We start from the raw sequence: 9,982 nt of genomic DNA, 5'->3' as shown, positions 1-9,982 counted from the left end.
CCTCTTTTTTTTTCTGTTAACATTATGCTCGTTTTTATACTTATTTATAAATATATGTAAGTTTTTTTTTATAGTTTTTATCGGTTATAATTAGAATAAAATAATTAGGATTAGTCTTTATTTGTTATTTTTTTGCTTTATTTAACTACAACAGCTTATTAATGTAATAGCTTAGATTGTTAAAATTTTGTAGTGCTTCATAAAAAATACAGATATTAAAAACACACATTTCCTATCACAAGTATTGTGATGCGGGGGAGAGCAATGAAACAATATAAAACGCTAAAATTAGCGTTAGCCATGTCGATGGGTTTAGCTTTTGTTAGTATGGGGCGTATCAGCTGAAACATCGTGGTATAGCGAAATTAATAATAGTGGAATAAAATACAGGTCACAATTTAAGTGATACTTCTATTTCTAATAAAATTAAAGATACGCTATCGCCAATGCAAGATATTGATAGTGAGAATATTTCTATTCGTACTGAGTTTGGACATGTCTTTCTTTCAGGCTTTGTCGATAGTAAAGCACAAGAAGAAAAAAATCTTACAACTCATTGAAAAAATTGAAGGTGTTAAAGGCGTAGACTCAGATGTAAATATTAAATCATAAACATGATTTTCTTTTATATTCAAAGAAAATATTATTTAAATTATTTGTATTAATATATAAAAGTAATGACGTTAAAAAAATGTGCGGGTATCCTTTGATAAGTTGTATAAAGGAGACATTATGGGGAAGTATATACCTGTCACATTAAATAATATTACGGCACTCGAATTTCAATCCTCACTGCCACAAGGTAAAGTTGCTTTAGTGTGTGAAGGCGGAGGCCAGCGTGGGATTTTTACTGCGGGTGTCCTTGATGAGTTTATGCGTTCAGAATTTGATCCCTTTGATATGTTACTTGGGGTGTCTGCGGGGGCGCAAAATTTATCTGCTTTTGCCTGTGGTCAGCGTGGATATGCACGCAAAATTATCAATCGCTATACAACCAATAATCAATTCTTTAATCCTATCCGCTTTGTCCGTGGTGGCAATTTACTCGATCTTGATTGGTATATAGACACGACAGCAAAAGAAATGCCTCTTGATATGCCAACAGCACTACGCCGTTTTGATACGGGGCGCGAATTTTATATGGTGGCGAGTCGTTCTGATAATTTTCAGGCCAATTATTTTCAACCTGATGAACCAACTTGGCTTGATATAATTAAAGCATCCAGTGCTATTCCTGCTTTTTATCGTAATGGTGTCTTATTTCATGATGTTGTTTATCATGATGGTGGCATTAGTGATGCTATTCCTGTGAGAGAAGCTTATCGGCGTGGTTGCCGTACTATTGTTGTTATTCGTACCGTACCTTCTGAATATCAATACACAACCGAATGGGTTGAACGTATGGGGAAATGGTTCGAAAATAGCCGTTTACAGCGCTTTATGGCGATGGCTCAAGTACATATCCAAACCTATACTGAGACCATTAAATTTATCCAATCTCCTCCAGAAGATGTTGTTGTTATTGAAATATATCCACCAACGACATTGCAATCTAGTGCATTAGGAAGTCGTTTAAATGCATTAAATCATGATTATCATGTAGGTAGACGTTGTGGCCGCTATTTTCTGGCGACAATAGGTCAACACTTTTCTAAGAAAAAATTCAAACAACACGATAAAAAAGTCTTTAGTTTGTTTGAACAAGAAGCTAAGGCTGATAAAGCGGAGAAGGCTTCTATTATTCAACAAGGAACTCGAAGCGTACATCCTGACGTGAGACAAATTCAGAATGAATAAATTTATTGATACTCACTGCCATTTTGATTTTCCGGTTTTTTATGATGATATTGTCAACAGTTTGTCGCTAGCGCGTCAGGCTCATGTTGAAAAAATCATTATTCCCGCCGTTGCACGTTGGAATTTTGATGTTGTTGCAGAGCTCGCCAACAATCACCATCAATTATATTGTGCATTGGGTTTACACCCTTTATATATTGAAGAGCACACTGAACAGCATCTATTGGAATTAGAACAGAAATTAAAATCAACTTCTCGTTGTGTAGCTATCGGAGAAATAGGGCTTGATAGCTATATGGATAACCCTCAGTCTGAGAAGCAAGAGGCATTTTTAATTGCACAGCTTAAACTCGCGATTGAATGTGATTTACCCGTGATCCTACATTCACGTAAAACCCACGATAAGTTAAGTGCGCTTTTACGCCGTTATGATGTGCCTCGCAAAGGGGTTATTCATGGTTTTGCAGGAAGTCAACAACAGGCAGAAAAGTTTATTCAGCAAGGCTATTTTATTGGCGTTGGTGGCACTATTACTTATGAACGCGCACAAAAAAACTCGCCGCGCAATTGCTTCGTTACCACTAGAATATTTATTATTAGAAACAGATGCACCTGATATGCCAGTGAATGGTTTTCAAGGTAAACCTAATCGCCCTGAACGAATTCAGAACATTTTTTCCCAACTCTGTGAGCTACGTCAAGGATCACCTGAGGCGATAGCAGAGCAACTCTATCTTAATAGCCTACAATTATTTGGGCTCAACACTATTACCTAGTCAACACTATTACTTAGTGATTGAATCAAAATGGGATTCACCTAAAGATGAAAAACCCCTTATTTTAATCTTATTAATATGAATAGGGTGTTCGTTTATTCTCTCGATTTAAGATTGAAAATACGGTTTATTCATCCCAAGCGTCTTTTTTCTAATTAGCCTATCCAACAAATGCGCTTTCTTTCTTATTTGTGTGATCAACTTCTCATTTGTGACTTTTGTGTTACTTTTTTCAGACTCTATTTGTGATGGATATTGAGGGTTCTTTTCTCAGACTAGGTATAATTATCCGGCAAAAAAGAGTCAATAAGCTCTGGCAAGGGCATTATTGATAATCCATTAAATTTTTATGTGAACAGGGATCCTTCAATGCAACTCATTATGAGCTTGGTCGGAATGGCAACATTAATCTTGATAGCCATTCTGTTTTCCAGCAATCGACGTGCAATTAGACTACGTACAGTTGGTGGCGCATTCCTTATTCAGATTGGCTTAGGTGCATTTGTTCTTTATTCCGACGGTGGTCGCGAGGTGCTTCTTGCGATTTCTGATGGTGTTAAGAATGTTATTGATTATGGCAATAATGGGATGAGCTTCCTATTTGCAGGCCTAGTATCAGATAAAATGTTCGAATTGTTTGGCGGGGGAGGGTTTGTATTCGCCCTACGCGTACTACCTGTTATCGTATTCTTCTCTTCACTCATTGCCGTGCTGTATTACCTTGGCATTATGCAAATAGTCATTAAAATTCTCGGTGGTGGCTTACAAAAAGTACTTGGTACATCACGAACAGAATCTATGTCTGCAACGGCAAATATTTTTGTTGGACAAACCGAAGCACCGCTTGTTGTTCGTCCTTATATTGCAAGAATGACAACCTCAGAACTCTTTGCTGTTATGTGTGGTGGTCTTGCTTCTGTTGCGGGTTCTGTTCTTGCTGGATATGCAAGTATGGGCGTGCCATTAGAGTATCTGATCACTGCCTCTTTTATGGCTGCTCCGGGGGGGTTACTCTTTGCTAAATTGTTGATCCCTGAAACAGAAACGCCAGATGATCAAAAAGATGCCCTTGATAAAATGGCGGATGAAGAAAAACCTGCCAATATTATCGATGCTGCGGCTGCGGGTGCCTCTTCAGGTTTACAGCTTGCCCTTAACGTTGGTGCCATGCTACTTGCTTTCGTTGCATTGATTGCATTAGTTAATGGTATTCTTGGTGGAATTGGTGGCTGGTTTGGCTATGAAAACTTCTCATTAGAGTTAGTGTTAGGTTGGATCTTTGCACCAATTGCTTTCCTTATTGGCGTACCTTGGAGTGAAGCGACATCGCAGGTTCATTTATTGGACAAAAAATTGTTATCAATGAATTCTATGCTTACTCTGAATTTAGTAAATACCTAAAAGAAGACGCAATTGTTGCGGGTTCAGGGCTAATGGTACTATCAGAGCAAACGAAGATAATCATCTCCTTTGCACTGTGTGGTTTTGCTAACCTCTCTTCTGTTGCTGTATTGCTAGGTGGTTTAGGTGGAATGGCACCAAACCGTCGTAAAGATGTGGCGCGTTTAGGAATGAAAGCGGTGCTAGCGGGTACGCTTTCTAACTTAATGAGTGCAACAATCGCAGGTTTCTTCTTTGCATTAACCGCAATGGCTGTTGTTGCTGCATAATTGATTTTGATTATAAAGAGCAGATAGGTATTTTACCTGTCTGCTCTTTTCTGTTTGTTTTCTGCTGTAATGTTAACTACTTTTATTGTGTAAGAAATTTCACAATTTGTATTGAATAGAGTCAATAGTGATATCATTTCATATTTATCACACTTTTTTACGTTATAAAGACGACTTAGAAACGCTATTCGAGTAACATTAAACCAGAAAATGACCAAATTGTGATTTTTATCACATTTTTATGTCATTGCTTGCAAGTTACATTTAATTAGTGTGACGTAAAGCACATCTAATTGTTCCTTAGCGTGTTCAAATAAGATGTGCTGAAACTTCATGGAATGGCGAAGGCTCAATGACGGGTCGCCGAAGTGAGCATAGTGCGGTGAGAGGGAGCTCAGCTGTCGTTGTAGTGCAAGTTACAACAACATCTTCAAGGAACCAAGTCCGCTCGCCAACAAATTTAATCGCTAACCTTAAGCGTACGCCCAAAAGGGCTTGAGAAACATCGTTGGAGAGTTTTATGACAGATTTAACCGCTGCAGCGCGTCTTGCGCTGTCTTTGATGGATTTAACAACATTAAATGATGATGACACTGATGCAAAAGTGACTGCATTATGTCATCAGGCTAAAAGCCCAGAAGGCAATACAGCCGCTATTTGTATCTACCCACGTTTTATTCCGTTAGCACGTAAAGTGTTACGCGAGCAGGGTACTCCAGACGTTCGTATCGCAACCGTAACTAACTTCCCTCATGGTAATGATGATTTAGATATCGCATTAGCCGAAACTAACGCGGCATTAGCTTATGGCGCAGATGAGGTTGACGTAGTTTTCCCTTACCGTGCATTTATGGCAGGTAATGAGCAAATTGGTTTTGATATCGTTAAAGCATGTAAAGAAGCTTGTGCAGAAGCAGGTTCTTTACTGAAAGTCATTATTGAAACGGGTGAGCTGAAAGATCCCGCGCTTATCCGCAAAGCATCTGAAATTTCAATCAAAGCAGGTGCTGATTTTATTAAAACTTCCACAGGTAAAGTCCCTGTAAATGCAACTCTGGAAAGCGCTGAGTTAATGATCCAAGTGATCCACGATATGGGTGTTGGCAAAGAGGTTGGCTTCAAACCAGCGGGTGGTGTACGTACCGCGGAAGAAGCAGCTCAATACCTTGCATTAGCTAAGCGCATTATGGGTGACAACTGGGTTGATGCCCGTCACTTCCGCTTTGGTGCGTCAAGCTTGTTAGGTAATTTATTAGCCACATTAGGTCATGGCGAACAAAAATCGTCTAGTGGTTACTAATCCATTCGTGAAAGACGCCCACTTTTCATTATTGTGGGCGTTACCAATGCTATAAAACCAGGAGGTTGCAGTGTTTCTTGCCCAAGAAATTATTCGTAAAAAGCGTGATGGTCATCCTTTAACTGAGGAAGAAATTCGTTTTTTCATTAATGGCGTCAGAGATAATACTGTTTCTGAAGGTCAAATTGCTGCATTAGCAATGACTATTTATTTCCACGACATGACAATGCCAGAGCGTGTTGCTTTGACATTAGCGATGCGTGATTCCGGTACAGTGCTGAATTGGAAAAGCCTAAATTTAAATGGCCCAATTGTTGATAAACACTCTACTGGTGGTGTGGGTGATGTCACTTCACTGATGTTAGGGCCAATGGTTGCGGCTTGTGGTGGTTATGTTCCTATGATCTCGGGTCGTGGATTAGGTCACACAGGGGGAACATTAGATAAACTTGAAGCAATTCCAGGCTTTGATATTTTCCCTGATGATGAAAAATTCCGCGACATTATTCGTAATGTTGGCGTTGCCATTATCGGACAAACTAATTCATTAGCACCTGCTGACAAACGCTTTTATGCTACCCGTGATATTACTGCTACAGTTGATTCAATCCCACTTATCACCGCGTCTATTTTAGGTAAAAAATTAGCTGAAGGCTTAGATGCATTAGTGATGGACGTTAAAGTTGGCTCGGGTGCCTTTATGCCGACTTATCAAAAATCTGAAGAGCTGGCTGAGTCAATTGTTCAAGTAGCAAATGGCGCTGGTTGTCAAACAACTGCACTATTAACGGATATGAATGAAGTATTAGCTTCTAGTGCAGGTAATGCGGTTGAAGTTCGTGAAGCTGTTCAATTTTTAACAGGTGAATATCGTAATCCACGTCTATTTGAAGTCACTATGGCGCTGTGTGTTGAAATGTTAGTATCAGGCCGCTTAGCGGAAGATCGTCAACAAGCCCTTCAAAAACTACAAGATGTGTTGGATAACGGCAAAGCAGCAGAAGTCTTTGGTCGTATGGTTGCTGCACAGAAAGGCCCAACTGATTTTGTTGAAAACTACAATAAATACCTGCCAACTGCGGTATTAAGTAAACCTGTATTCGCTGAGAAAACAGGATTCATCACAGAAATGGATACGCGTGCATTAGGTATGTCAGTTGTGACATTAGGTGGTGGTCGTCGTAAAGCAACAGATGCTATTGATTACAGTGTGGGCTTAAGCGATATCGTAGCGCTTGGTGCTGAGATCAATACAGACACACCTTTAGCAATGATCCATGCTAACAGTGAAAAATCATGGCAAGAAGCTGCGGCTGAAGTCCGTAAAGCGATGGTAATTGGTGATAGCAAACGCGAAGCTTCCCCAATGGTGTACCGCCAAATCAGCGAATAAGAACTCAATTATGATTTATAAGTGACATATCCGTAGTCTACGGAGAATGACACAGGAGAGAGAATTATGAAACGTGTACATATCATGGTATTAGATTCCTTCGGTATCGGTGCTGCTGGTGATGCGGAGAAATTCGGTGACCAAGGTTCAGACACTTTAGGGCATATCGCACAAGCGTTTGCTGAAGGTAAAGCAGATAGAGATGGTCGTAAAGGACCTCTTCATTTACCTAATCTTTGCCGCTTAGGCCTAGGTAAAGCAGCAGAAGAATCAACAGGTAAATTCCCTATTGGTTTAGATAAAAATGCAGAAATTATCGGTGCTTATGGCTACGCGAGTGAAATCTCTTCTGGTAAAGATACTCCGTCAGGCCACTGGGAAATCGCAGGTGTTCCTGTTCTGTTTGATTGGGGATACTTCAAAGAACTGAAAAACTCATTCCCACAAGCGCTGTTAGATAACATCGTTAAACGTGCAAAATTACCTGGATACTTAGGCAATTGCCATGCATCTGGTACGGTGATTTTGGATGAATTGGGTGAAGAGCATATGAAAACCGGTAAACCGATTTTCTATACCTCTGCTGACTCTGTATTCCAAATTGCTTGTCATGAAGAAACTTACGGTTTAGATAAATTATATGAGCTGTGTGAAATTGCTCGTGATGAACTAAATAAAGGCGATTACAACATCGGTCGTGTTATTGCACGTCCATTTATCGGTGACAAACCGGGTAACTTCGCTCGTACAGGTAACCGTCATGATTTAGCGGTTGAACCACCAGCACCAACAATGTTGAAAAAACTGGTTGATGAAAAACAAGGCCACGTTGTTTCTATCGGTAAAATTGCTGACATCTACGCAAACGTAGGTATCACTAAGAAAGTGAAAGCAACGGGTATTGATGCTCTGTTTGATGCGACACTTGAAGAAATGAAACTCGCAGGTGACAACACAATTGTATTCACCAACTTTGTTGACTTTGACTCCTCTTACGGCCACCGTCGTGATGTTGTGGGCTATGGTGAAGCTCTTGAGTTATTTGACCGTCGTTTACCTGAATTAATGGCGCTGGTAAAAGAAGATGACATTCTTATCTTAACTGCAGACCACGGTTGTGACCCAACTTGGCCAGGTTCTGACCATACTCGTGAGCACATTCCTGTTCTTGTTTATGGTCCGAAAGTTAAACCAGGTTCATTAGGTCATCGTGAAACCTTCGCTGATATTGGCCAGACGGTTGTTAAATACTTTGGCTTATCACCAGTCGATTATGGTAAAGCAATGTTTTAATTTTACTTCGGTAGGTATAGCAATATGCCTACCGAATTATATTTAAATAGTAAAAAGATCAATTAAAAGGAAGAATTATGGCTACCCCTCATATTAACGCAGAAATGGGCGATTTTGCTGATGTCGTTTTAATGCCGGGCGACCCGCTTCGTGCTAAATACATCGCTGAAACTTTTTTACAAGACGTTCGTCAAGTAAACAATGTTCGTGGTATGTTAGGTTTTACAGGTACGTATAAAGGCCGTAAAGTTTCTGTAATGGGCCATGGTATGGGTATTCCTTCCTGCTCAATTTACGCGAAAGAATTAATTACAGATTTCGGCGTGAAAGTTATCATCCGCGTAGGCTCATGTGGTGCTGTATTACCCGATGTTGAACTGCGTGACGTTGTTATCGGTATGGGTGCATGTACTGACTCTAAAGTTAACCGCCTGCGTTTCAAAGACCAAGATTTCGCCGCTATCGCTGATTATCAATTAGTTCAAAATGCAGTTGATGCAGCAAAAGCGAAAGATATTAAAGTTCGCGTTGGTAACATCTTCTCTGCTGATCTGTTCTACTCCCCTGATCCAGAAATGTTTGATGTCATGGAAAAATACGGCATTCTAGGTGTTGAAATGGAAGCCGCAGGTATCTATGGTGTTGCAGCTGAATACGGCGCAAGAGCACTGACTATCTGTACTGTCTCTGACCACATCAAAAAAGGGACTCAGACCACAGCAGAAGAGCGTCAAACTACCTTCAATGAAATGATTGAAATTGCATTAGAATCGGTTCTGTTATTAGAAGACTAATCAATACATTTTGTTGCTTAAAAAGAATAAAAACCCAATTGTTAAATTGGGTTTTTTTATGCCTAATTAATCTAGTAAGAAACTATGGAGCATAAATATACGTTTCTAAATAAGGATCCATTTTGATGGCATACTTTTTGATATTATTCAGGCTTGGTATTAATGGCTCTTTACACTCTTTCTTACTGATAATGTTATTGTCTTTATAAACAATGACACCGTTAAAATTCCAGCCTCGCCCTTCACCGTCATAAACGACATAGCTATAGTTTCCATTCTTAAAACGAATATAGCTTGATGCTCCTGCAACAAACATCTGATGCCCATAAAAGACATTATTATTGGGTTGCTGAGGTACTGGCAGTGTTATCTCTGTTTTAGCGAGTGTGCCATAGCGATAAACAGGCGGCTTTCCATGTTCAACGAATACGCTGACATACTTACCATTTTCAAGTTGGCAGGTAAATTCTTCAGCATGGACACTTGCGGATAATAATATGAATACAGCAGCAACAGCGATATATGCTTTCATATTGTGTTCTCCGTTAATTACCCACTCTATTATCTTAAGTATCGGCAAAGAATACGAAATATGTAGAGTAAATATTCTGATTGTTTAGTCATGTGACTAATTTTGGGTTTAACTAATATTTACGGCATTACTAGAATAATTGACTATGATAATTTCCTTGTTTATTTTTTCACTTGAAACCATATATAAATCCAATCTTATCCAATATTTTGTACCTAATAATAGTTAAAATTAGAATTAATTTACTAAATATGAAAAAAATCATAGTGATTTCGTTTTGATTTTGCTCGTTGTAATTTAAATTTAAATGTAATTTTTTACTGCACCAATTGTGGAAATAACAGATTAATTCAATTAATAAAAACAAAGAGTTTAGTAATTATCAGTTGGTTAGTCGTGTTATTATTATATTTTGATTATATTTCAA

Annotated in this window: 7 protein-coding genes and 2 pseudogenes; 8 read left to right on the top strand and 1 reads right to left on the bottom strand. The window is 39.0% G+C overall.

Annotation, left to right across the window (positions count from 1 at the left end; genetic code table 11):
* Positions 1 to 446: 446 nt before the first annotated feature.
* The 8 genes and pseudogenes from BHE89_RS24715 to deoD all read left to right on the top strand — a co-directional run bounded on the left by BHE89_RS24715 (position 447) and on the right by deoD (position 9,023).
* The gene (locus BHE89_RS24715) at positions 447 to 560 is read left to right on the top strand and encodes a hypothetical protein (protein ID WP_286145825.1); all 114 of its coding nucleotides are present in this window, start codon (positions 447 to 449) and stop codon (positions 558 to 560) included.
* 172 nt (positions 561 to 732) lie between these two features.
* Positions 733 to 1,797, top strand: a complete 1,065-nt coding sequence (locus BHE89_RS02300) for a patatin-like phospholipase family protein (RefSeq protein ID WP_069369724.1) — start codon at positions 733 to 735, stop codon at positions 1,795 to 1,797.
* Positions 1,790 to 2,573, top strand: a pseudogene (locus BHE89_RS02295) (TatD family hydrolase). Before BHE89_RS02300 ends, BHE89_RS02295 begins: the two are co-directional and overlap by 8 nt.
* A 369-nt stretch (positions 2,574 to 2,942) precedes the next feature.
* Positions 2,943 to 4,243: pseudogene (locus BHE89_RS02290) on the top strand (NupC/NupG family nucleoside CNT transporter).
* 520 nt (positions 4,244 to 4,763) lie between these two features.
* Positions 4,764 to 5,543, top strand: a complete 780-nt coding sequence (deoC, locus tag BHE89_RS02285; RefSeq protein ID WP_069369721.1) for a deoxyribose-phosphate aldolase — start codon at positions 4,764 to 4,766, stop codon at positions 5,541 to 5,543.
* 70 nt (positions 5,544 to 5,613) lie between these two features.
* Positions 5,614 to 6,936 carry a thymidine phosphorylase gene (deoA, locus tag BHE89_RS02280; RefSeq protein WP_069369720.1) on the top strand — a complete coding sequence of 441 codons (1,323 nt, stop codon included), beginning with the start codon at positions 5,614 to 5,616 and terminating at the stop codon, positions 6,934 to 6,936.
* Positions 6,937 to 7,002: 66 nt separating this feature from the next.
* The gene (gene deoB / locus BHE89_RS02275) at positions 7,003 to 8,229 is read left to right on the top strand and encodes a phosphopentomutase (protein WP_069369719.1); all 1,227 of its coding nucleotides are present in this window, start codon (positions 7,003 to 7,005) and stop codon (positions 8,227 to 8,229) included.
* A gap of 77 nt (positions 8,230 to 8,306) precedes the next feature.
* A complete protein-coding gene (deoD, locus tag BHE89_RS02270; protein ID WP_069369718.1) occupies positions 8,307 to 9,023 on the top strand; it encodes a purine-nucleoside phosphorylase in 717 nt (238 codons plus the stop codon).
* An 82-nt stretch (positions 9,024 to 9,105) separates the two neighbouring features.
* Here the strand turns inward: deoD and BHE89_RS02265 are convergent, their stop codons facing one another.
* A complete protein-coding gene (locus BHE89_RS02265) occupies positions 9,106 to 9,555 on the bottom strand; it encodes a hypothetical protein (RefSeq protein WP_069369717.1) in 450 nt (149 codons plus the stop codon).
* Positions 9,556 to 9,982 lie beyond the last annotated feature (427 nt).

Origin of the sequence: Shigella sp. FC1967, from assembly GCF_001743005.1 — a bacterium.
Taxonomy (GTDB): Bacteria; Pseudomonadota; Gammaproteobacteria; order Enterobacterales; family Enterobacteriaceae; genus Proteus.
Note: the sequence above shows the minus strand (reverse complement) of the source record. Positions and strands in the feature narration are given on the sequence as shown.

Coding starts and splice junctions, on each gene's coding strand:
- BHE89_RS02265 (WP_069369717.1), bottom strand. CDS start 9,555: ATGAAAGCATATATCGCTGTTGCTGCTGTATTCATATTATTATCCGCA.
- BHE89_RS02300 (WP_069369724.1), top strand. CDS start 733: ATGGGGAAGTATATACCTGTCACATTAAATAATATTACGGCACTCGAA.
- deoC (WP_069369721.1), top strand. CDS start 4,764: ATGACAGATTTAACCGCTGCAGCGCGTCTTGCGCTGTCTTTGATGGAT.
- deoD (WP_069369718.1), top strand. CDS start 8,307: ATGGCTACCCCTCATATTAACGCAGAAATGGGCGATTTTGCTGATGTC.
- deoB (WP_069369719.1), top strand. CDS start 7,003: ATGAAACGTGTACATATCATGGTATTAGATTCCTTCGGTATCGGTGCT.
- BHE89_RS24715 (WP_286145825.1), top strand. CDS start 447: ATGCAAGATATTGATAGTGAGAATATTTCTATTCGTACTGAGTTTGGA.